This window comes from Leclercia sp. LSNIH1 (assembly GCF_002902985.1).
Lineage (GTDB): Bacteria > Pseudomonadota > Gammaproteobacteria > Enterobacterales > Enterobacteriaceae > Enterobacter.
In genome coordinates this window covers 2913784-2936370 of sequence record NZ_CP026167.1, presented here as the reverse complement: position 1 = coordinate 2936370, position 22587 = coordinate 2913784, and the positions used below count along the sequence as shown (strand labels likewise).

The 22587-nt window shown below is 60.1% G+C and carries 22 protein-coding genes; 9 read left to right on the top strand and 13 right to left on the bottom strand.

Translation table 11 applies throughout. From position 1 onward, the window contains the following. Positions 1-84 precede the first annotated feature (84 nt). Positions 85-972 carry an excinuclease Cho gene (cho, locus tag C2U54_RS14595; protein ID WP_168192013.1) on the top strand — a complete coding sequence of 296 codons (888 nt, stop codon included), beginning with the start codon at positions 85-87 and terminating at the stop codon, positions 970-972. On the opposite strand, the gene ves is transcribed toward cho, so the two are convergent. The 7 genes from ves to astC all read right to left on the bottom strand — a co-directional run bounded on the left by ves (position 941) and on the right by astC (position 8645). Beyond that, entirely contained in the window at positions 941-1498 is a 558-nt protein-coding gene (ves, locus tag C2U54_RS14590) for an environmental stress-induced protein Ves (RefSeq protein WP_103179281.1), read from the bottom strand. The genes cho and ves overlap by 32 nt on opposite strands. Positions 1499-1791: 293 nt before the next feature. Beyond that, entirely contained in the window at positions 1792-2283 is a 492-nt protein-coding gene (gene spy / locus C2U54_RS14585; protein WP_103179280.1) for an ATP-independent periplasmic protein-refolding chaperone Spy, read from the bottom strand. Between the two features lie 338 nt (positions 2284-2621). Then, positions 2622-3587: a succinylglutamate desuccinylase gene (astE, locus tag C2U54_RS14580; protein ID WP_103179279.1), complete on the bottom strand. Its 966-nt coding sequence runs from the start codon at positions 3585-3587 to the stop codon at positions 2622-2624. A 10-nt stretch (positions 3588-3597) separates the two neighbouring features. Further along, positions 3598-4923 carry an N-succinylarginine dihydrolase gene (astB, locus tag C2U54_RS14575; protein ID WP_103179278.1) on the bottom strand — a complete coding sequence of 442 codons (1326 nt, stop codon included), beginning with the start codon at positions 4921-4923 and terminating at the stop codon, positions 3598-3600. Continuing rightward, complete coding sequence (gene astD / locus C2U54_RS14570; RefSeq protein ID WP_103179277.1) at positions 4910-6397, bottom strand: succinylglutamate-semialdehyde dehydrogenase; 1488 nt, start codon at positions 6395-6397, stop codon at positions 4910-4912. The genes astB and astD overlap by 14 nt, the downstream gene beginning before the upstream one ends. Further along, positions 6394-7428, bottom strand: a complete 1035-nt coding sequence (gene astA, locus C2U54_RS14565; protein WP_103179276.1) for an arginine N-succinyltransferase — start codon at positions 7426-7428, stop codon at positions 6394-6396. Before astA ends, astD begins: the two co-directional genes overlap by 4 nt. Beyond that, positions 7425-8645, bottom strand: coding sequence for a succinylornithine/acetylornithine transaminase (astC, locus tag C2U54_RS14560; protein WP_103179275.1), 1221 nt, complete (start codon positions 8643-8645; stop codon positions 7425-7427). Before astC ends, astA begins: the two co-directional genes overlap by 4 nt. Positions 8646-9089: 444 nt before the next feature. Between astC and xthA the strand changes: the two genes are divergently transcribed. From xthA to C2U54_RS14530, 6 genes are all read left to right on the top strand, one after another. Beyond that, complete coding sequence (gene xthA / locus C2U54_RS14555) at positions 9090-9899, top strand: exodeoxyribonuclease III (RefSeq protein ID WP_103179274.1); 810 nt, start codon at positions 9090-9092, stop codon at positions 9897-9899. Then, complete coding sequence (locus C2U54_RS14550; RefSeq protein WP_103179273.1) at positions 9900-10586, top strand: TVP38/TMEM64 family protein; 687 nt, start codon at positions 9900-9902, stop codon at positions 10584-10586. A gap of 21 nt (positions 10587-10607) precedes the next feature. Further along, entirely contained in the window at positions 10608-11771 is a 1164-nt protein-coding gene (locus C2U54_RS14545; RefSeq protein WP_371816552.1) for an ABC transporter substrate-binding protein, read from the top strand. Continuing rightward, entirely contained in the window at positions 11744-13279 is a 1536-nt protein-coding gene (locus C2U54_RS14540) for a thiamine ABC transporter permease (protein ID WP_103179271.1), read from the top strand. The genes C2U54_RS14545 and C2U54_RS14540 overlap by 28 nt, the downstream gene beginning before the upstream one ends. Further along, a complete protein-coding gene (locus C2U54_RS14535; RefSeq protein WP_103179270.1) occupies positions 13279-13911 on the top strand; it encodes an ATP-binding cassette domain-containing protein in 633 nt (210 codons plus the stop codon). Before C2U54_RS14540 ends, C2U54_RS14535 begins: the two co-directional genes overlap by 1 nt. Positions 13912-13998: 87 nt before the next feature. Then, a complete protein-coding gene (locus C2U54_RS14530; RefSeq protein WP_103179269.1) occupies positions 13999-15306 on the top strand; it encodes a sulfurtransferase in 1308 nt (435 codons plus the stop codon). Here C2U54_RS14530 and C2U54_RS14525 read toward each other — a convergent pair whose 3' ends face one another. Both C2U54_RS14525 and C2U54_RS14520 read right to left on the bottom strand, forming a co-directional pair. Beyond that, entirely contained in the window at positions 15307-15930 is a 624-nt protein-coding gene (locus C2U54_RS14525; RefSeq protein ID WP_103179268.1) for a CDP-alcohol phosphatidyltransferase family protein, read from the bottom strand. Continuing rightward, positions 15923-16423 carry a carboxymuconolactone decarboxylase family protein gene (locus C2U54_RS14520; RefSeq protein ID WP_103181074.1) on the bottom strand — a complete coding sequence of 167 codons (501 nt, stop codon included), beginning with the start codon at positions 16421-16423 and terminating at the stop codon, positions 15923-15925. The genes C2U54_RS14525 and C2U54_RS14520 overlap by 8 nt, the downstream gene beginning before the upstream one ends. Positions 16424-16561: 138 nt before the next feature. On the opposite strand from C2U54_RS14520, the gene C2U54_RS14515 reads away from it, so the two are divergent. Then, positions 16562-16987, top strand: a complete 426-nt coding sequence (locus C2U54_RS14515; RefSeq protein ID WP_103179267.1) for a pyrimidine (deoxy)nucleoside triphosphate diphosphatase — start codon at positions 16562-16564, stop codon at positions 16985-16987. Here C2U54_RS14515 and C2U54_RS14510 read toward each other — a convergent pair. Continuing rightward, the gene (locus C2U54_RS14510; protein ID WP_103179266.1) at positions 16938-17213 is read right to left on the bottom strand and encodes a YnjH family protein; all 276 of its coding nucleotides are present in this window, start codon (positions 17211-17213) and stop codon (positions 16938-16940) included. The genes C2U54_RS14515 and C2U54_RS14510 overlap by 50 nt on opposite strands. 239 nt (positions 17214-17452) lie before the next feature. Here C2U54_RS14510 and gdhA point away from each other — a divergent pair, with 239 nt between their 5' ends. Continuing rightward, a complete protein-coding gene (gene gdhA / locus C2U54_RS14505) occupies positions 17453-18796 on the top strand; it encodes an NADP-specific glutamate dehydrogenase (RefSeq protein WP_103179265.1) in 1344 nt (447 codons plus the stop codon). 93 nt (positions 18797-18889) lie between these two features. Here the strand turns inward: gdhA and C2U54_RS14500 are convergent, their stop codons facing one another. From C2U54_RS14500 to C2U54_RS14490, 3 genes are all read right to left on the bottom strand, one after another. Next, positions 18890-20794 (bottom strand): DNA topoisomerase III, encoded by a 1905-nt coding sequence (locus C2U54_RS14500; protein ID WP_103179264.1) that lies wholly within the window; start codon positions 20792-20794, stop codon positions 18890-18892. Positions 20795-20798: 4 nt separating this feature from the next. Next, positions 20799-21842 carry a selenide, water dikinase SelD gene (gene selD / locus C2U54_RS14495; RefSeq protein WP_103179263.1) on the bottom strand — a complete coding sequence of 348 codons (1044 nt, stop codon included), beginning with the start codon at positions 21840-21842 and terminating at the stop codon, positions 20799-20801. Positions 21843-21958: 116 nt separating this feature from the next. Then, entirely contained in the window at positions 21959-22510 is a 552-nt protein-coding gene (locus tag C2U54_RS14490) for an NAD(P)H nitroreductase (RefSeq protein ID WP_103179262.1), read from the bottom strand. Positions 22511-22587: the final 77 nt, after the last annotated feature.

The window sequence follows — 22587 nt, the reverse complement described above, 5'->3', positions numbered from 1 at the left end:
TCTGACGGGGCGGCTTATGCCGCCTCTTTTTTAACCGCACCACTGCTGCTACACTGTATGCCTGAACAGTATCAGGAGTATGTTGTGAGCAGGCGTCAATCGGCACCGCGGCTTGAATTTGAAGCGGCAGCAATCTATGAATATCCCGAACATCTGCGCCCGTGGCTTGAGGCACTTCCCAGGCAGCCAGGCGTCTACTTCTTTCATGGCGAAAGCGATGCCATGCCGCTTTATATCGGCAAGAGCGTCAATATCCGCAGCCGGGTGCTGTCGCATCTGCGCACGCCGGACGAAGCCGCTATGCTGCGCCAGTCCCGGCGCATCACCTGGACGCAAACCGCGGGCGAGCTGGGCGCCCTGCTGCTGGAAGCGCGTTTAATCAAGGAGCAGCAGCCGCTGTTCAATAAACGATTACGTCGCAACCGCCAGCTCTGCTCGCTGCAGATCACCGAGGGTAAACCGCAGATCGTCTATGCCCGCGAGGTCGATTTTTCGCATACCCCGAACCTGTATGGCCTGTTCGCTAACCGCCGGGCGGCGCTGCAAACCTTACAGACGCTGGCCGACGAGCGACAGCTCTGTTACGGCCTGCTGGGGCTGGAGTCGTTAAGCCGCGGGCGGGCCTGTTTCCGCTCCGCCCTGAAGCGTTGTGCAGGGGCGTGCTGCGGGAAAGAGAGCGTGGAGGAGCATCAGCAGCGGCTGGTTGAAGGGTTGCAGGCGATAGGCGTCACCTGCTGGCCGTGGGACTGCGCCGTGGCGCTGAAAGAGTCGCGCCCGGAGATGACCCACTACCACATTATCCATAACTGGCTCTGGCTGGGCGCGGTCGAAAGCCTGGACGAGGCGGCGGAACTGCTGCGCACGCCCGCCGGTTTTGATCAGGATGGGTATAAAATACTCTGCAAGCCGCTGCTGGCGGGCAAGTATGAGATCATTCCGCTCAGTGGCCCGGAAGCCAGAAAATCTCGCTGAACAGCAGGGTGCCCTCGTCCTTAAGCAATCGCAGGGTATGGTCGCCCTCATGCCAGTACGCCCCCTGATCGGCGGTCAGCAGTTTATCACCCAGCTGCCAGGCGCCGCCCAGCACAAACACCACGCCGCCGCGTGACGCGAATGTCGTGAAGGTGCGATCCGCCACCCGCACCTTAGCCCGGCAGCAATCCCGGCGGGTCATAATGTTAAAGTCCATCGACATCTGCCCTTCCAGCAGCTGCGCCTTGACCGGCAGTTCTCCGGCAAAGCTGAAGGGTTGATGACGCCGCAGCGTGTGATTAAACGCCTTTCCACCATCCAGATGCACTTCTCCCCCTTCCAGCAGGGTGATCACCCGATCAACACCGGGGGAAACAGAAAAATCACCGTTGCTGGCAAGGGAGGCAATACTGGCGCGCCAGTTAAAGTCCCGGGTTGCAGGAGGGAAACAACATATTTCGCGCGTCTCTCCCGCGCCGTTGCGCCAGAGGTTAACCGGCATTTTGCGGATATCGAAGAATTCCATCACCACTCCAAATGGCGCAATACACGCCAAAGCACCCCGCCCAGGGCGGTCGCTTTTTGTTTGTTATCGTTAGGTCGCTGCAGAACAGTATCGGCAGATGTGCGAGTGGGCCTTAGTCTGACGACAAAAAAAGTAACGTCAGAAATTTCAAACACATTCTGCAAATCGATAACAGGAGAATACCGGGATGGCGGCGGCTGGCAAGAGGCTGGAAAAGAAAAAACCGCCGGACCTGCCCACAGCAAATCTGCTTGAGTGGACAAGACTCCGGCGGTCTTGAATAGCTGAACCGATTATTCGGCTGAGGTGGTCATTTTACCTTTCGCCGCGGAACGTTCTGTCAGACGCTTCTCAAAATTGGCATTAAACTGCTTTTTCTGTTCCGGGGTAAGGATGTTGTAAATCTTGTTTTGGGTTTCCATGTGCGCCAGCATGCGGGCTTTATGCTGCTCAGCCATCTTATCAACCTGCGCTTCGGCCTTCGCTTTATCGAAGGCGTCGCTGGCGATGATGTCATGCATTGCGCGGCGCTCTTCTACCGGCGGACGCTTCATCTGGTCACGCTGGCTTTTCATGATGTCGCGGATCTGCTCTTTCTGCGCATCCGTCAGGTTCAGGTCTTTAAACATCATGTCGTGATGCATGCCCGGCTTACCTTTGTGATGCATCATTTTGCCTTCGGTCGGTGCAGCCGTGGTGGTGGTGGCGGTATCAGCGGCGAACGCCGCGCTGGTAGCGCCCAGAGCCAGGGTAGAGGCAACAAACAGTGCAGTTAATTTACGCATAATTTTGTCCTTCCTTTCAGTTATTCTTCGGCGCTATGCCGTGTTGACGAGATTAACTTTACGGGGTTTATCGTCAATTAGTCAGAGCAACGGTAAAACAGTGAAAGTGTAAAAAACAAATTATCGTCAAATATGGAGAAAATAAGGATAAAGCGTGGAGAGTTGAAACAAAAATATGCATGCAGATGATTTTAAAGAGATTGTGGAGAAGTATACCGACAAACAGATTAATAATAAAGCAAACAACCAGGAATAATCCGTAATAAAACGGCAGTCGAGTGAAATGGCTGAGAAAATAAACAACCCCACCGCGTTACGCAGATGGGGTCAGGTAATTTTCAGGCAACTTTTTCCAGCATCAGCCCGGCGCGCAAACCAAAGGCCACGGCGGGGTTCGGGAAAAGAACATACTCGGTTGGCTTTTGTACTTCATAGCGTTCTTCGCCATCCTCTGCCAACAATACCCCCTGGCGGAACGGCGTAAAGTTCAGGGTATGACTCGCCATGTGCAGCACAAAGGCCTCGCTGCGGCGGGTGATCTGTTGCACCACCCGATACTGCGCCACGGGCCCGGCATGGGACGTCGATACCTCACCACACAGCAACGCGCGCAGCGCCTGATGGGTGGTGGCAAAACGCGTTAAATCGTTATGCCCGAACGGCAGCGCTTTTCCCAGCTCCAGGGTGCAGGCCAGCGCCCCAAAGCGTTCGCAGGTGAAATGGGTGAAGGTACCGCCGGGTGCCTGATGAAAGACCAGCGCCTCCAGCCCGGCATCCGCCAGCCACTGAATAAACGCCTCATCCCAGGGCTGATTGCGCTGGGGCAGCACGCCAAAGCGCTCATGATACGAGGCGCGGATGGCGGTATGCAGATCCAGATGCCAGCGATCGGAACCCGCCTGCCGGTAAAAGGCCGCTAACAGATCCTCCAGCAGCGCCGCCCGTTCGGTCTCCTCGCAGGCCGGGAACTGCGTCCCGCGCCCGCTGAACAGGCGATTGATATCGCAGGTCAGGTAGCGCTTGCCGGCTCGCAGCGCCGGAGGATTCCCGTGGATAATCAGCAGACGGCAGCGCAGCGAGAGTTCGCCGCGAAAGAGCGCCCTGACCAGCAGGTCGACAATCTCCACCGGCGCCGTTTCGTTGCCGTGTATCCCGGCAGAGAGCACCAGGGCTCGCTCGCTGTCTGCCTCCGGGATGAGCTCCAGCACGCCGCGTGCCAGCCAGCGCCAGTGAAACGAAGCCCCTTTGCCCTCCCGTCGGGCGGGCGTTTCATTCGCCATGGTCAGCGCCAGAAAATTTTCCATAACGCCTCCTTTATTGCTGGAACGGGTAGACGGAGCCCAGTTGCAGAATGCGGGTCAGGGCATCCAGCGCTTCGCGTCCTTCCCGTAAAAGCTGCGGATCGACCAGGTCGGCCTGGGTCAACCGATCGCGATAGTAGCGATCCACCCAGTCATTAAGGGTGTTGAACAGGGTATCGTTCATCATCACCGCCGGGTTAACCGCCCGCTGCTCCTCAGGGGTGAGCACCACGCGCAGGCGCAGACAGGCCGGACCGCCGCCGTTGGCCATGCTTTCGCGCAGATCGAACACCCGCAGCTCGCTGATGGGGTTATCCTCGGCCACCAGCTGATTCAGATAGCGCCAGACGCCAGGATGGTTCTGCGACTCCTGGGGTAGCACCAGCATCATGCTGCCGTCGTCACGGCTCAGCAGCTGGCTGTTAAAGAGATAGGTTGCCACCGCATCCTGCACCGAAACGGCTTCCGTCGGCACCTCAATCGGCATAAATCCGGGCACGCGATCGCCCAGGGCGTGCAGCAGCGCTGACTGGTGAACAAACGCCTGCTCGTGGCAGAACAGCACCTGGCGGTTCGAGACCGCAATCACGTCGTTATGGAACACCCCCTGGTCGATCACCAGCGGGTTTTGCTGGGCAAACATCAGTTGGCCCGGATTGACCTGATTCAGGCGGGCAACGGCCTGGCTTGCGGCCAGAGTCTGACGGGCCGGGTAACGGGCAGGCGCGGGACCTGTTCCCTCATCACGACCATAGACAAACAGTTGCAAACCCGGCTCGCCATAATCGCCGCCAAGACGGTTATGGTTGGCCGCCCCTTCGTCGCCGAACATCGCCACTTGCGGCAGCGCTGTATGGACACTGAACCGGGACTCATCGCGAAAAATAGCCCGCAGCACCTGTTCCGTGGTACCAGCTTCACTGGCGCGGTGGAACTTGTTGTTCAGGTTCGCCACCGTCAGATGCACTTTTCCGTCGAGGGTATCTGCGGAGGGGGCCACCGTCGCGGCGTTGGCAACCCACATGGAGGAGGCCGAACTGGCGGCAGAGAGCAGCTGCGGCATTTGGGTGCCCGCTTTCTCCACCACCTGCTCGTCGCTGCCGGTAAACCCGAGCTGGCGCAGGACGGCGACGTTAGGCCGCTCCTGCGGCGGGATCACCGCCTGAGGAAAACCCGCATCCGCCAGCGCCTTCATTTTTAACAACCCCTGCTTTGCCGCCAGCCGCGGGTTGGAGATCTGAAAGCGGTGTTTTGTGGAGGCCTCATTGCCGAACGACAGCCCGGCATAGTGGTGGGTTAACCCCACCAGCCCGTCGAAGTTAACTTCACGCGCTTTCATGACGCTTCTCCCGTGTAAAATCGAGGCCCGGATTCAGCTGCTCCGGCAGGACGATGGCCGGCGTCTCCAGGCTCGCCATCGGCCAGGCGCAGTAATCCGCCGCATACCAGGCGCTGGCACGATGGTTACCGGAGGCGCCCACCCCGCCAAACGGGGCGGTACTGGCCGCGCCGGTGAGCGGTTTATTCCAGTTCACAATCCCGGCGCGCGCCTCCAGCAGCAGCTGGTCAAATTTCTCACGATCCGGGGAGATCAGCCCGCACGACAGGCCGTAGCGTGTGGCATTTGCCATCGCGATGGCCTGGTCAAAATCGTCATAGCGCCAGACGCAGAGCAGCGGACCAAAGACCTCTTCGTCCGGCACACCGCTCACGCCAGTCATCTCGACGATTGCCGGGGTTAATAAAGAGGTTCCCGCCTTCACCAGCCGTGGCTCCAGCAGCGACTGGCCGCCGCGGGCGACATGTTCCCGCCAGGCGTGATAGACATTTTTTGCCGCCTGTTCGGAAATCAGCCCGCCGATAAACGGCTGCTCGCTGGCATCCCACTCGCCAGGCAGCAGCCGCCCGCTCACCTCAACCAGACGGGCCAGGAATGCATCCCCTTCAGCGCCGCGTTTCACCAGCAGACGGCGGGCGCAGGTGCAACGCTGCCCGGCGGTAATAAATGCTGACTGGATGGTCAGGTGGACCGCGGCATCGATATCTGCCGGATCGTCAACGATCAGCGCATTATTGCCGCCCATCTCAAGGGCGAGAATTTTCTCCGGTTGCCCGGCCAGCTGGCGGTGCAGCTGATAGCCGGTTCCGGCGCTGCCGGTAAAGAGCAGCCCGTCAATATCGCTCAGCGCACTCAGCGCCTGACCGGTTTCGCGCCCGCCCTGGACCAGGTTGAGCACCCCCGGCGGCAGCCCGGCCTGCTCCCACAGTTTGACCACCGCTTCGCCGCTCCAGGGCGTTAGCTCGCTCGGCTTGAAGATCACCGTGTTACCCGCCAGCAGGGCGGGCACGATGTGGCCATTCGGCAGATGGCCGGGGAAGTTATAGGGGCCAAACACCGCCAGCACGCCGTGCGGACGATGGCGCAGCGTAGCGGCCCCGTCCGCCATCTCGGTACGCTGCTCGCCGGTGCGGGTGTGGTACGCCTTAATTGAAATGGCGACCTTGTTGATCATGGCGGTAATTTCGGTCGCCGCCTCCCAGCGCGGTTTTCCGGTTTCGCTGGCAATAACGCGGGTCAGCTCCTGCTTATTTGCCTCCAGCAGGGTGGCAAATTTCTCCACGATCGCCTGACGAGCGCTGAACGGCAGCTTCGCCCAGCCGGGGAACGCGGCGCGCGCGGCGCGGCACGCCTGCTCAACCTGCCCGGGGCTGGCATCCGCCCCTTGCCATAATCTCTCCTGCCCCACCGGGTTATGTTTGCTGCGAAGTTCACCTTCGCCGGTTACCCAGTCACCGTTAATCCATAAGTTCATACCGTTTTCTCCTCGGGGCACAGACGCACCATGCGAATACGATCGCCAGCGCAACATTTCAGGGCATCCAGTTGCGCTGCGGTCAGCACCAGACGTTCACATTCGGGGTCCACGCGGATCAGCGTGGCGCGATAGCTGTCATATTGTTCGTTCGCCACCAGGCAGGCCGGAAACTCACCCGGCGCGGGCTGCCCCTCGGCCACCTCCACCAGACGGCTTTTGCGGATCGCCCGCACCCGGTCGATATCACACTCCAGCGTCGGGCCGCCGTCGAAGATGTCGACATAGTTACGGTAGCGGAAGCCCTCTTTTTCCAGCACCGCGCGGGCCGGCGCGGTATGCGGATGGACCTCGCCAATTACCGCCTGCGCCTCGGGGCTGAGGAAATGGGTGTAGATGGGATGTTTTGGCATCAACTCGGCGATAAAAGCTTTCTGCCCGGTGCCGCACAGGTAGTCCGCCTTGCTGAACTCCATGGAGAAGAAGCGCTCGCCCAGGCTTTTCCAGAACGGCGAGAAGCCTGTTTCGTCGATGACGCCGCGCATCTCGGCAACCACTTTTTCGTTAAAGCGATCGCGGAAGGCGGCCATAAACAGAAAGCGCGATTTGGAGAGCAGATAGCCGTTGCCCTCTTTGCGCCACTCCGGGTCGAGAAACAGAGAGCAGAGCTCGCTGCTGCCGGTGTGATCGTTACTGAGAAACAGCGTGGGCAGTGCGTTGTAGACGTTCAGCTCTTTCGAGGCATGCACCAGGGTGCCCACTCGGTAGTTATACCAGGGATCGTTCAGGCCTACCGCCACCTCAATGGCGCAGATCCCCGCCACGGTGCCGGTAACGGTATCTTCCAGCACAAACACGTAGCCCTGTTCGCCTTTCGGCAGCGTCCCTTGCCAGGTCTCGATGGAGCGCTCAATGCGCGCCGAGAGCGTGTTTTCGTCAACGGGAAGCGAGGTCAGCCCGCCTCCCGTCTTACCGGCAAGCTGCATGAGGGCGGAGAGATCCCCGCGCTCAATGGGACGGATGACCATCATGATGACACCCCGGACTTCACCTGTTCGCAGGCCAGCGCAAAGCGATCTAACCCGGTCCGCACCTCTTCTTCGCTGACAACCAGCGCAGGCGCGAAGCGCACCACGTTAGCCCCGGCGATCAACACCATCACGCCCGCTTTTGCCGCTTCCTGTGAAATGAGTTTAGCTTTTCCGGCGAATTCATCCGTGAGCACGCAGCCAATCAGCAGCCCCAGGCCGCGAATCTCTTTAAACAGGCCGGTTTTGCTGTTGATGGCCTGAAGACGCTCAACAAACCAGTCGTGACGCTGCTTCACGCCGTTCAGTACTTCCGGCGTGTTGATGATATCCAGCACCTGACCGGCCACCGCCGATGCCAGCGGGTTGCCGCCGTAGGTGGTACCGTGGGTGCCGACGGTCATCACCCGGGCAAATTTATCGGTGGTGAGCATTGCCCCGACCGGGAAGCCGCCGCCCAGCGCTTTGGCGGTGGAGAGCACATCCGGCGTCACGCCGTAGTGCATATAGGCATAGAGCTCACCGGTGCGGCCGACGCCGGTCTGGACTTCATCGAAAATCAGCACCGCGTTGTGGCGATCGCACAGCTCGCGCAGCCCCTGCAGGAACGCTTTGTCGGCAGGCACAACGCCGCCTTCGCCCTGCATCGGCTCGACGATCACCGCGCAGGTGGACTCATCTATCAGCTCGCTGGCGGACTGCAGATCGTTATAGACCGCGTGGCGGATATCCGGCGGCAGCGGCGCGAAATCCTGGGAGTAAGAGGGTTGCCCGCCCGCGCTGACGGTAAACAGGGTGCGGCCGTGGAAGGCATTTTTGAAGGCGACGATGCCGCTTTTGTGGCTGCCAAAATTGTCGTGGGCATATTTACGCGCCAGCTTCAGTGCCGCTTCGTTGGCCTCAGCGCCTGAGTTACAGAAGAACACTTTTTCCGCAAAGGTGGCGTCGATCAGTTTTTTCGCCAGGCGCAGCGCGGGCTCGTTGGTGTAGCCATTCCCGGTATGCCAGAACTTTGCCGCCTGGTCGTTCAGCGCCTGACGCAGCGCCGGATGGGCATGTCCCAGGGCGTTAACCGCAATGCCCCCAGCAAAGTCGATATACTCTTTGCCCTGCTGATCCCACAGGCGCGAGCCCTCTCCCCGTACCGGAATAAAAGCCGCCGGGGCGTAAACCGGCATCATCCATTCATCAAAGTTTTCACGCGTAATTGACAGAGACATAGCGACCTCATCCGGTAAATAAAAGGTTGATAAAATGTTAAATATTTATGTGTTTGCCCTGTGAATGTAGATTGCAGCGTTCGTGCCAGCCAGCGATAAAAATGCATAAACGGGAGGGGGTAACGAAATATCAACAGGTTACAACATGGAGTTATTCACTGTTATTGCATAAAAAGTGAATATTTTTACAACAAGCGCAGCTTTACCGAAGGAAAAACAGAAATATTATGCATAGGCCAAATATAATTCTGGAATTGTGATCGCTCGCGAAATTTGTGTAGCTTTTGTGCGCCATCGGAGGGCGTAACGCGCCAGAACGGTGCAGAAATTGCACTATCGGCAGGATCTGTTGCAGTAATGGGTGGAACATACGCAGCGGCGGCAGTCAGCGGGAGGAAATTCTGCTACCATCCTTGCACTATTCACCTTGCACTGGCAGCGACTATGAAATTTGTCTCTTTTAATATCAACGGCCTGCGCGCCCGCCCTCATCAACTCCAGGCTATCGTTGAAAAACATCAGCCTGACGTCATTGGCCTGCAGGAGACAAAAGTTCACGACGATATGTTCCCCCTCGAAGAGGTGGCAAAACTGGGTTACAACGTCTTTTATCACGGCCAGAAAGGTCACTACGGCGTGGCCCTGCTGACCAAAGCGGCGCCTGTCTCGGTACGTCGCGGTTTCCCGGGGGATAACGAAGAGTCCCAGCGCCGTATCATCATGGCGGAAGTGCCCTCCCCGCTGGGTAATGTCACCGTGATCAACGGTTACTTTCCCCAGGGCGAGAGCCGCGACCATCCGCTGAAATTCCCGGCCAAAGAGAAGTTCTACCAGGATCTGCAGTCATTGCTGGAAACGGAGCTGCAAAAAGATCATCCGGTGCTGATCATGGGCGATATGAACATCAGCCCGACCGATCTGGACATCGGTATCGGGGAAGAGAGCCGTAAGCGCTGGCTGCGCGGCGGGAAATGTTCTTTCCTGCCGGAAGAGCGCGAGTGGATGGGGCGTCTGCTGGGCTGGGGTCTGGTGGATACCTTCCGCAACGCCAACCCGGAAACCCACGATCGCTTCTCGTGGTTTGACTACCGCTCTAAAGGTTTTGATGATAACCGCGGCCTGCGCATTGACCTGCTGCTGGCAAGCAGCCCGCTGGCGGAGCGCTGCATCGAAACCGGGATCGACTATGAGATCCGTAGCATGGAAAAACCGTCCGACCATGCCCCAGTCTGGGCGACCTTCGACGTGAAATAAATGGCTGTACGTCCCGGTAAAGTTCTGCTTATTTGCGCCCTTCTGGGCGCTTTTACCCTTCTTTTTAGGCTACTGCCGCCCGGCACGCTGACGCTGGAAAACCTTCAGGCGCAGCATCAGGCCCTGCAGCTATACTGCCAGCAGGCGCCGCTGAAAAGCGCCATACTCTTTTTCCTTCTCTATGTGCTGGTCACTACCCTGTCGCTGCCGGGCGCCGCGGTGTTAACCCTGCTCGGCGGGGCGCTGTTTGGCCTGTGGCCGGGGATCCTGCTGGTGTCGTTCGCCTCGACGCTGGGGGCCACGCTGGCGATGCTGAGCAGCCGCTACCTGCTGCGGGACTGGGTGCAGCGCCGTTTTGCCGGGCCAATGCGCACGGTTAACGAAGGTGTCTCGCGGGACGGGGCGTTCTACCTCTTTGCCCTGCGCCTGATGCCGCTGTTCCCGTTCTTTATGGTCAACCTGCTGGCCGGGATCGCCCCGATCGGATTGTGGCGCTACTGGTGGGTCAGTCAGCTCGGCATGCTGCCAGGGGCAATCGTCTATCTTAATGCCGGACACCAGCTGGGGCAGATCGCCGCGCTGCGTGATATCCTTTCATCCGGCGTGGTCATTGCCTTTACGCTACTGGGGCTGCTGCCGCTTATCACCCGCTGGCTGTTCGCCCGCTTTTCCCGCACTTCTTCATAACAGAGAGGCACTATGCGCCGTGTGCGTTTTTGCATGTTGTTAACGGGCCTGCTGATGGCAGGACACGCGCTGGCCGATGACGGCTGGCAGAAAATCAAAGAGGAGGCCCAGGGCCAGACCGTCTGGTTTAACGCCTGGGGCGGCGATGAGGCGGTGAACCGCTACCTGGACTGGGTGAGCGGGGAGATGAAAAGCCACTACGCCATAAACCTGAAGATTGTCCGTCTGGCGGATGCCGCCGACGCGGTGAAGCGCATCCAGACCGAGGCCAGCGCCGGGCGCAAAACCAACGGTTCGGTAGATCTACTGTGGGTCAACGGCGAGAACTTCCGCACCCTCAAAACCGCCGGGCTGTTGCAGACCGGCTGGGCGCAAATGCTGCCTGACTGGCGCTATGTGGATACCGCGAAACCAGTGACGGAAGATTTTGCCATCCCGACCGAGGGAGCCGAGTCTCCGTGGGGCAGCGCCCAGCTGACCTTTATCGCCAGCCGCAAGAGCCTGCCGCAGCCGCTGGCTGACCCGCAGGCGCTGTTGGCGTACGCCACGCAACATCCCGGCACCATCACCTATCCGCGCCCGCCCGACTTTACCGGCACCGCGTTTCTGGAACAGCTTCTGCTGACGCAAACCCCCCAGCCGGAGGCGCTGAAACAGCCGCCGGACAGCGCCACCTTTGCCCGGGTGACCGCGCCGCTCTGGACTTATCTCGATAAACTACATCCGTACCTGTGGCGCGAGGGCAAAGACTTCCCGCCTTCACCGGCGCGGATGGATGCCCTGCTGGCCAGCGGCAATTTAAACCTGTCGATCACCTTTAACCCGGCCCACGCCCGGCAGAAAGTGGCCAGCAAAGCGCTGCCCGCAGACAGCTACAGCTTTGGTTTTCAACAGGGGATGATCGGCAACGTACATTTTGTGGCGATCCCGGCCAACGCCTCCGCCAGCGCGGGGGCGAAAGTCGTCGCGAATTTCCTGCTCTCGCCGCAGGCACAGATCCGCAAGGCGGACCCGGCTAACTGGGGCGATCCCACTGTGCTGGATCCTCAAAAACTCCCGGCGGCAGCGGCGGATAAATTGCGCCAGTTTATGCCGGCTGAGCTTCCGCCAACGCTCGCTGAACCACATGCCGCCTGGGTGAACGCGCTGGAGCAGGAATGGCTGCGTCGTTACGGCACCCACTAAGCGGGCTTGCCTGGCTGCTGATGGCGGCGGTGTACCTGCCGCTGCTGCCCGCCTTCGGCCTGCTGCTGCCCCCGATCATCTCCCTTGAGAACTGGCGGGCGCTGGCCGCCGATCCGCAGATCCCGCAGGCGCTGGCCGCCACGCTGGTTTCCACTCTGATTGCCGCCGCCGGGGCGCTAATGCTGGCCCTGGCGGTGGTGGCCGCGCTGTGGCCCGGCAGCCGCTGGCGACGCCTGTGCAACCATCTGCCGTGGCTGCTGGCGATCCCCCACGTGGCGTTTGCCGTCAGCGTGCTGCTGATATTTGCCGAAGGGGGAGAACTCTACCGCCTCTGTTCTCTCTGTTCACCGATAGTGGATCGCTACGGGATCGGGCTGGGGCTGACCCTCGCCGTCAAGGAGAGCGCCTTTGTGGTCTGGGCGATTTACGCCTCGCTGCCGGAAAAAGAGCTGGCGCAAAAGGTGACGATCCTGCGATCGCTGGGTTACGGACGCTGGCAGGCGCTGCGCTGGCTGATCCTGCCCGCCATTGCGCATGCGCTGGGGGCTGTGATGCTGGCGGTGATCGCCTGGTCGCTGTCGGTGGTGGATGTGGCCCTGATCCTCGGGCCGGGTAATCCCCCCACCCTGGCGGTGCTGGCGTGGCAGTGGCTGACGCAGGGGGACAGCGTCCAGCAGGCGAAGGGAATGCTGGTCTGCGTGATCCTGCTTCTGCTGCTGGAGCTGATTGCCATCGCAATATTTATCAGCTGGCGGCGCTGGCGAACCACCATTCCGGCCATCTCCGGGGAGCGCCCGATGCCGCGTCCGCTGCTTCTGGGGCGCGCCTGCGGCCTGCTGCTCCCCCTGGCCGGGATCGCCAGCATCGCGGTGCTGGTTCTGGTGGCGGGCAATGCCAGCGTTTCGCGGGAGACGGCCGGGGTGAGTCTGACGCTGGGGCTGCTCTCAGCGGGGATAGCGCTGGGGATGATCCTGCTCTGGCTCGAATGGGGCCCGCAGAGCGGGGTATTTTGGGTCTGGCTGCCGCTGGCCCTTCCCGCCCTGCCGCTGGTGGCCGGGCAGTACCGGCTGGCGCTGCTGTTGCAGCTGGACGGGCAGTTTGTCGCCGTGCTGTGGGGACATTTACTGTGGGTGCTGCCGTGGATGCTGCTGGTGATGCAACCGGCGTGGCGCAGGCTCGATCCGCGCCTGATCCTGACAGCTCGCACCCTCGGCTGGGGATCGCTTAAAATTTTCTGGCTGATCAAATGCCCGCAGATGATCCGCCCGGCACTGACGGCGTTTGCCGTCGGCTTTTCCGTCAGCGTGGCGCAGTATCTGCCCACCCTGTGGCTGGGTAGCGGACGGTTTGCCACCCTCACCACCGACGCGGTGGCGCTTAGCAGCGGCGGCAGTAGCGCGGTGCTGGCAGCCCAGGCGCTCTGGCAACTGCTGCTGCCGATGCTGATTTTCGCCGCCTGCATTTTGCTTTCCCGGCTGGTTGGCCGTTTTCGACAGGGGTTACGTTAATGCTTGTGGTCAAGGATGTTTCGCTCTCTCTGCGTCAGACGGCGCTGCTGCACAACGTCAGTTTTTCGGTGGTGCCCGGCGAAATTCTCACCCTGATGGGCCCTTCCGGCAGCGGCAAATCGTCGCTGTTTGCCTGGATGGTAGGTGCCCTGCCCGCTGATTTTCGCGCCGAAGGGGAGCTGTGGATCAACGCCCGTCGCTGCGACACGCTGCCCACCGAACAGCGCGGCCTGGGTCTGCTGTTTCAGGATGCACTGCTTTTTGATCATTTCAGCGTCGGACAGAATTTGCTGCTGGCGCTTCCGGCGTCCATCAAAGGGGAGCAGCGTAAACAGCAGGTAATCGCGGCGCTGGATGCCGCCGATTTGCCCGGTTTTTTTCAGCGCGATCCCGCCACGCTGTCCGGCGGGCAGCGCGCCCGGGTCAGCCTGCTGCGCGCCCTGCTGGCCCGGCCCCAGGCGCTGCTGCTTGATGAACCCTTTAGCCGACTGGATAAAACGCTGCGCGACCAGTTTCGCCGCTGGGTATTTGCCGAAGTGCGCGCCCGGCGCATTCCCGTCGTTCAGGTGACCCACGATGAAGAGGATATCCCTGCTGCGGGTCGGGTGCTGGCGATGGAGAAGTGGCAATGAATCCCATGGCAACCTGCGCAAACGCAACGTTTTTTGTCGGGAGGATTGCCACAATCACCGCTCTTTTTTCTTACGACGGGCATTTCGATGAAACGTGTTTCTCAACTGACCGCGCTGACCGCCGCGTTAGGTCTCGCCTCTTTCTTCTCTTTTGCCGCTGATATGGCGCCTTCCCTCACGCTCAAAGAGCTTCAGCAGCAGAAAGGCGCGGTGATCGATACCCGCATCAGCGCCTTTTACAACGGCTGGCCCCAGAGGCTGAACGGCCCATCCGGACATGAGCCTTCGGCTCTTAACCTCTCTGCCAGCTGGCTGGGTGCCATGTCTGAGGCGCAGCTGAAAGCCTGGGCCATGCGGCATCAACTGACGCTGACCACCCCCATCGCATTATATGGCAGCGAGAGCGATAACCAGGCCGTGAAGGCGCGGCTGACTGAGGCAGGCTTCAGCCACATCACCCTGCTCGGTGATGCCCTGCAAACCTCGTCTCGCCTGCAGCGTCTCGCCCATTTCGAACAGCTGGTCTATCCCCAGTGGCTGCATCAGCTCCAGCAGGGAAAAACGGTCCCTGCCGCCCCTGCCGGCGAGTGGAAAGTGATTGAGGCCGCCTGGGGTGCGCCGAAATTTTATCTGTTGAGCCACATTCCCGGCGCGGACTATATCGACACCAACGAAGTGGAAAGCGAGCCGCTGTGGAACAAGGTCTCTGATGCCGATCTGAAGGCGATGCTGGCGAAACACGGCATCCGCCATGACACCACAGTGATCCTCTACGGACGCGATGTCTACGCCGCCGCGCGCGTGGCGCAGATCATGCTGTATGCCGGCGTGAAAGATGTACGCCTGCTGGACGGCGGCTGGAAAGCGTGGGATGACGCGAAGCTGCCGGTCGAGCGCGGCACGCCCGACGATGTCAAACCCGCCGCCGACTTTGGCGCGCCGATCCCCGGTCAGCCGCAGCTGATGCTGAGCACCGAACAGGCCCGCGGCCTGCTGCATCGTCAGGACGCTTCGCTGGTGAGCGTTCGCTCGTGGCCGGAGTTTACCGGTGTCACCAGCGGCTACAGCTACATCAAACCTAAAGGGGAGATCCAGGGCGCCCGCTGGGGCCACGCCGGAAGCGACTCGACCCATATGGAGGATTTCCATAACCCGGACGGCACCATGCGCAGCGCGGATGATATCGCCAGGATGTGGAAGCAGTGGAACATTCTGCCGGATCAGCAGGTGGCCTTCTACTGCGGCACCGGCTGGCGGGCATCAGAAACCTTTATGTATGCCCGGGCGATGGGCTGGAAACATATCGGCGTCTATGACGGCGGCTGGTATGAGTGGAGCAGCAACCCGCAGAACCCGGTAGTGGCTGGGGAACGCGGGCCAGACAGCTCGCGGTGATCACGGCTGGCGCTGAACCTCCTTCAGCGTCAGATACCCGCTCCAGATGCGCGTTGTGGTGGTGAGCCAGCACAACGCGCCAAACACCCACGCCAGCCACCCGAAATGCGCCGGGAACAGGCAAAAGAGCACGAACAGCAGCAGCGTTTCCGTCCCCTCCGTCAGGCCACCCAGATAGTAAAACGACTTGTGGGCATAGCCTGGATTGTCTATCTCATGCTTCGCGGCCAGGGCAGCAAACGCCAGAAAACTGCTCCCGGTGCCGATAAAGGCAAACAGCAGCCAGGCGGCAGGCAGCGCATTGTTAACCGGATCCGCCAGGGCAAAGCCAAAGGGCACCAGGGCATAGAAGAGGAAATCAAGGGAGATATCGAGAAAGCCTCCGGCATCGCTCAGCCCGCGCCGCCGGGCCAGCGCGCCGTCCAGCCCATCGAGCAAGCGGTTCAGCGCAATGGCCACCAGCGCCGCCAGGTACCAGCCCAGCGCCAGAAACGGCAGCGCCAGTACCCCGATGGCAAAGCCCATCAGCGTAATACCGTCCGGGGTGATGCCCGGTTTATCCAGGGTTGCGACCAGCCGGTTGAGCAGCGGCTTGATGCGCGGATGAAGGTGGCGGTCAAGCATCCTGTTTTTCTCCTCTTATCGCGCACAACCCCTGGGAGGGGATATCCAGCGCCGCGTTAAAGCGGGCGGATAAATTCTGAAAACCAATCAGCGCCGTCATCTCGGTAATCGCCTCGTCATTGAAGTACTGGCGCAGCGCCGCTTTGGTGGCCTCATCCACCACCGGCGGCGTGGCGGTAACGGCTTCCGCATAGGCCAGCGCGGCGCGCTCCTTATCGCTGAACAGGCTGCTGTCGCGCCATGTCGCGACGGCCTGCACCTTATCCAGCCCGCCGCTGCGTTCCGCCAGGCGCAGCGCGTTGGCATCGATGCAAAAGGCGCAGTGGCAGATCTGCGAGACGCGGGTCATCAGCAGCGAACGCAGTACCGGCTCAAGGGGCGATTTTTTGCGTTCCAGAAAGCCTACAAACAGCGCTACCAGCCAGAACAGCCGGGGCATTCTTCCCCACCAGCGCAGCGGATTAAGCACTGCGCCATAATGTTTTTTCTGCATTGCCGCGACAGGCGTTAGAATGGTGGGAATGGATTCGATGGGTTTAACCCAGACGGGTGGTCTCTCGTTCACAGGATGCTCCTGGCGTGTTAAGTGCGCAGATCCTAACTCTTTTTCTTTTATTCATTATTGACGACCATGCTAAAAACACTCGATGTTGTCTGCGCTATTCTCGAACGGGATGGCAAAATTTTACTGGCGCAACGCCCGCTGCATGCGGATCAGCCCGGTCTGTGGGAGTTTGCCGGGGGAAAAGTGGAGGCGGGGGAAACCCAGCCCGCGGCATTAGTGCGTGAACTGCGCGAGGAGTTGGGCATTGAGGCCTGCCCCGCAGAGTATATCGCCAGCCATCAACGGGAAGTGTCCCAGCGACTGATTAACCTACACGCCTGGCACGTCGCGGAATTCACCGGCACGCCGGAAGCGCGCTATCACAGCCAGCTGGTATGGTGTTCACCGCACGAGGCGCTGGATTACGACCTCGCCCCGGCAGATATCCCTTTGTTACAGGCGTTTATTCTCTTACGCGACGCCACACCAGCGGATTCGTACTCAGGGCGTTAGGTTCGCGCTGGCACTGCAACAATACCCCCTCGGCTTTTACCACCGCCCCTTCTGAATAGTTCTGATCCTGATAGATACAGCACTGGTTACACGGCGGTGGACGCTGACCGCTGGAGCTGAAGATCTCCGGCGGGATATTCACATCCACCCCGGTTCCAAACCGCTGATCGGCCTGACTGCCAGCCGCGAAAACCCCAAGCAAAACAGCCATCACAATACGCTTCATCGACGCTTCTTCCTGTTATGTCCTGATATTCACTATAACGGTAAAAACAGCGCGAAGCTTTAATCCCCCCTTCGGTCATCGTTTTTTATTATGACCCGGCGCGTTTAATGAATTTAACTTGAGGACGAAATTTAGCTTGCGTCACAAAGCCTGTCGGGTGGTATAGTCGAAAAACACAACATCACGAAGATATTTGTTACAAATTAAATAATCCCAATATATTAGAGGAACTTATAGTTATGGACCAGGCTTGCTCCCTTGACTCCTTTCTGAATCGTGTTCAGCAGCGTGACCCGCACCAGAGCGAATTTGCTCAGGCCGTCCGCGAAGTAATGACCACCCTCTGGCCATTCCTGGAACAAAATCCCCGCTATCGTCAGATGTCCCTGCTTGAGCGCCTGGTTGAACCTGAACGCGTGATCCAGTTCCGCGTGGTCTGGGTTGATGACCGCAACCAGGTACAGGTTAACCGTGCCTGGCGCGTACAGTTCAACTCGGCGATCGGCCCGTTCAAGGGGGGCATGCGTTTCCATCCGTCGGTAAACCTGTCGATTCTGAAGTTCCTCGGCTTTGAACAGACCTTTAAAAATGCCCTGACCACCCTGCCGATGGGCGGCGGCAAAGGCGGCAGCGATTTTGATCCGAAAGGCAAAAGCGAAGGTGAAGTGATGCGTTTCTGCCAGGCGCTGATGACGGAACTCTATCGTCACCTGGGCGCCGACACCGACGTACCGGCTGGCGATATCGGGGTTGGCGGACGCGAAGTGGGCTTTATGGCCGGGATGATGAAAAAACTCTCCAACAACAGCGCCTGCGTCTTTACCGGGAAAGGCCTCTCCTTCGGCGGCAGCCTGATCCGCCCGGAAGCCACCGGTTACGGTCTGGTCTATTTCACTGAAGCGATGCTGAAGCGTCATGGGATGAGCTTTGAGGGCATGCGTGTCGCCGTATCCGGCTCCGGCAACGTGGCTCAGTACGCTATCGAAAAAGCGATGCAGTTCGGCGCACGCGTCATCACCGCCTCCGACTCCAGCGGCACCGTGGTGGATGAAGCGGGCTTTACAACCGAAAAACTGGCGCGCCTGTGCGAAATCAAAGCCAGCCGCGACGGTCGCGTGGCCGACTATGCCCGTGAATTCGGTCTGACCTACCTTGAAGGCAAACAGCCGTGGTCAGTGCCGGTGGATATCGCCCTGCCGTGCGCCACCCAGAACGAACTGGATGTTGATGCCGCGCGCCAGCTTATCGCCAACGGCGTGAAAGCGGTAGCTGAAGGGGCCAACATGCCCACCACCATTGAAGCCACCGACCTGTTCCTGGAAGCGAACGTGCTGTTTGCCCCGGGTAAAGCGGCTAACGCAGGCGGCGTGGCGACCTCTGGCCTCGAGATGGCGCAAAACGCCGCTCGCATGGGCTGGAAGGCGGAGAAAGTGGATGCGCGTCTGCACCATATCATGCTGGATATTCACCACGCCTGCGTCGAGTACGGTGGGGAAGAGAAACAGACCAACTACGTTCGCGGCGCGAACATCGCCGGGTTTGTGAAGGTCGCCGATGCGATGATGGGTCAGGGTGTGATCTGATTTTGTGGCTGTGCCGGGTGGCGGCTACGCCTTACCCGGCCTACAAAAGTACGAACCGTAGGCCGGGTAAGCGCAGCGCCACCCGGCAATTTTTTACGCCGCACTCTTCTTCTTAAACTTTTTCTTCTTGTCGCCGCCCGGTGCCACCATGCCGCGAAAATCCCTCACCGACGTATTTCGCGCCTGGTTGATCAGATCGAACAGCGTACCCACCAGTGGCTGCATAAAGTCCTGGTAGCGACACTGCTTTTCGCTGATCTGAGTCAGCACCGACTCCCAGTGGGCGGTCATGTCTGGCCTCGCGGCCATCTCCGGCAGGGAGTGGATCAGCGCCCTTCCGGCATCCGTCGAGTGGATATAACGCCCTTTCTTGTGCAGAAAACCGCGTTTGAACAGCAGCTCAATGATCCCGGCGCGGGTCGCTTCGGTTCCCAGGCCGTCAGTGGCGCGGAGGATCTTCTTCAGATCTTTATCCTGCACAAAGCGGGCGATACCGGTCATCGCGGAGAGCAGCGTGGCGTCGGTAAAGTGCCGCGGCGGCTGGGTCTGTCGCTCCACCACTTCGCCCTTCTCGCACAGCAATTCATCCTCTTTTTTCACCACCGGCAACGGCGTACCGTCGTTCTCCTCATCCCGCTCTTTATTGCCCAGCAGCGTGCGCCACCCTGCTTCCGCCAGAAAACGCGCCTTGGCAATAAACTTGCCTTTGGCGATCTCCAGCTCAATGACGCACTTGCGGAACACCGCATCGGGGCAGAATTGCATCAGATACTGGCGGGCCACGAGGGTATAGATCTTCGATTCGTTATCCGTCAGGTTGACGGAACTGCTGCGCGCGGTGGGGATGATGGCGTGGTGGGCATCCACCTTTTTATCGTCCCAGCAGCGGTTGCGGGTATCCGGGTTGACCACCGGCTGTGGAACGAGATCGGGGGCGTGTACGGCAATGGCGTTCAGCACCGCGTGGCGCCCGGCGAAATGCTCTTCCGGCAGGTAGCGGCTGTCGGAACGCGGGTAGGTAATGAGTTTGTGCGTCTCGTACAGCTTCTGGCAGATATCGAGTACGTTTTGCGCGCTCAGGCCGTAGCGTTTTGCCGCCTCGATCTGCAAAGCAGAGAGGGAGAACGGCAGCGGCGCGGGTTCTGATTCCCGTTTATCGTTATAGCTGGTGACGACGGCGGGCTGGCCCTGGATGCGGGTCACCACGTGATCGGCCAGCGGACGATGCAGCAGGCGTCCCTCTTCATCCTGGTAGGGTTCACAGGCCTCACTCGGCTGCCAGACTGCGGTAAAGCGTTCATCCTTCGGGGTGACAATATGGGCTTTCACCTCGAAGAAGTCTTTGGCGACAAAGTTCTCGATCTCTTCGTCGCGACGCACCACCAGCCCCAGCACCGGCGTTTGCACCCGGCCAACGGAGAGCACCCCCTGGTAACCCGCGTTGCGCCCGAGGATGGTATAGGCGCGGGTCATGTTGATGCCGTAGAGCCAGTCGGCGCGGGCGCGGGCCAGCGCCGACACGCACAGCGGAACAAACTCGCTGTTGGCGCGCAGACGGGTGATGGCCCGCTCTACCGCCTGCGGGTTGAGGTCGTTAATCAGACAGCGCTGCACCTGCTGGCGTTTTTCCGGCGCCAGACTCAGGTAATCCAGCACCTCGTCCACCAGCAGCTGCCCTTCCCTGTCCGGGTCACCGGCGTGGATCACCTCGGATGCCTCGTTCAGCAACCGCTTAATGACGTTGAGCTGTTTGGTGACCGACGGGCGCGGCTGCAGCTGCCACTTCTCCGGCACGATGGGCAGATCGTTAAGATTCCAGCGCGCATAGCGGCTGTCGTAGGCATCCGGCTGGGCCTGCTCCAGCAGGTGGCCGATACACCAGGTGACCACCTGCCCGTTTCCGCACTCAATGTAGCCGTCACCCTTGCGATGCGGCTTGGGTAATACGTCCGCAATCGCCCGGGCGAGGCTGGGTTTTTCGGCAATAAATAACCGCATTGAATTAACGGATCTCAATCATCGGACGGCCACCGCGGGCGGTCACCAGCTCGCCAATGGCGGTCAGGGTAATACCGAACTCGGCGGCGGTCGCGCGCACTGCCTCTTCGGCGTCTGGCGTCACGGCCAGCAGCAGGCCGCCGGAGGTCTGCGGGTCGCACAGCAGATCGCGCCACTCGGCAGGCATCTCGCCCATCAGATGGCCGTAGCTGGCGAAGTTACGCTGCGTGCCGCCCGGGACCGCGCCTTGCGCAATGTAGGCTTCCACGCCCGGCAGCTTCGGTACCTCGTGATACCAGACCTGCGCCTGAACGCCTGCGCCCTGGCACACTTCGCTCAGGTGGCCCAGCAGGCCAAAACCGGTGACGTCGGTCATCGCCTTCACCCCCTCGATGTCGGCAAAGGCAGCACCGGCAAGGTTCATCTGGCACATCACCTCTGTTGCCAGCCCTTTGTGCTCAGGCAACAGCAGCGATTTTTTCTCGGCGGTGGTGAGCACGCCAATGCCCAGCGGCTTGGTGAGGAACAGCTTGCAGCCGGCTTCCGCGGTGCTGTTACGCTTGACGCGCTCCGTTGGCACCACGCCGGTCACCGCCAGGCCAAAAATCGGCTCCGGGGCATCAATGGAGTGGCCACCCGCCAGGGCGATCCCCGCCTGCTGGCAGGCGAAACGCCCACCCTCGATCACCTCGCGGGCGATCTCCGGGGCCAGGGTGTTAATCGGCCAGCCAAGGATCGCAATCGCCATGATCGGCTTGCCGCCCATTGCAAAAATGTCGCTGATGGCGTTCGTGGCCGCAATGCGCCCGAAATCGTAGGGATTGTCGACGATCGGCATAAAGAAATCGGTGGTGCTGATAATGCTGGTGCCGTTACCCAGATCGTAGACGGCAGCATCATCGCGGGTTTCATTGCCAACAAGCAGGTTCGGGTCGATAAACTTCGCCTGCTCGCTGTGCAGAATGGTTTCCAGCACTTTGGGGGAAATTTTACAACCGCAACCGGCTCCATGGCTGTATTGCGTTAAACGAATAGCTTGCTCGCTCATGACAATCTCCTTTCATTACAATTGCACTATGTTAGCGCTCATTCCATTAAGTGATAAGTATGACTGTCTGAATTCTGCTGCACTTGCTCAGGATCCAGACAGTTTTATGCCATTAATCAGAAACGGGTGATAAAAGGCGCGGTGTCAGGCACGGAAACGGTGGTGGAGGCTTTAAGCTGCGGGGTGCCCAGATAGAGGAAACCGACGATTTTATCATCTGCGCCGCAGTCGAGGCCTTCCCGCACGACCGGGCTGTCGGTCAGTGCGCCGCTACGCCAGATACCGTTATAGCCCTGGGCGACTGCCGCCATCTGCATCGCCATGACCGCGCAGCCCGCGGACATCTCCTGCTCCCACACCGTCACTTTGTGCTGCGGCTGGCATTTAGCGACCACGGCGATGATCATCGGGGCGCGGAACGGTGCGTTACGGGCTTTCTCAATCGCTTTTTCATCCTGCCCGGCGGCAACAGCGCCCTTCTCCAGCAGGGTGCTGAAGCGCTCGCGCCCTTCCCCTTCGATGATAAAGAAGTGCCACGGCTGCAAGGTACCGTGATCCGGGGCGCGCATTCCGGCGCGAAGAATATTCTCCAGCTGTTCGCCTGCTGGCGCGGGCTCCGCCAGACGCGCTGCGCTACGACGGTTAACAAGCAGTTCGAGTGCATCCATTGGGTTAACTCCTGTCTTGAAATTTACTCAAAATTAACACGACGGCAGATTTTGTTACAGCGTAGCAGGCGATTCCT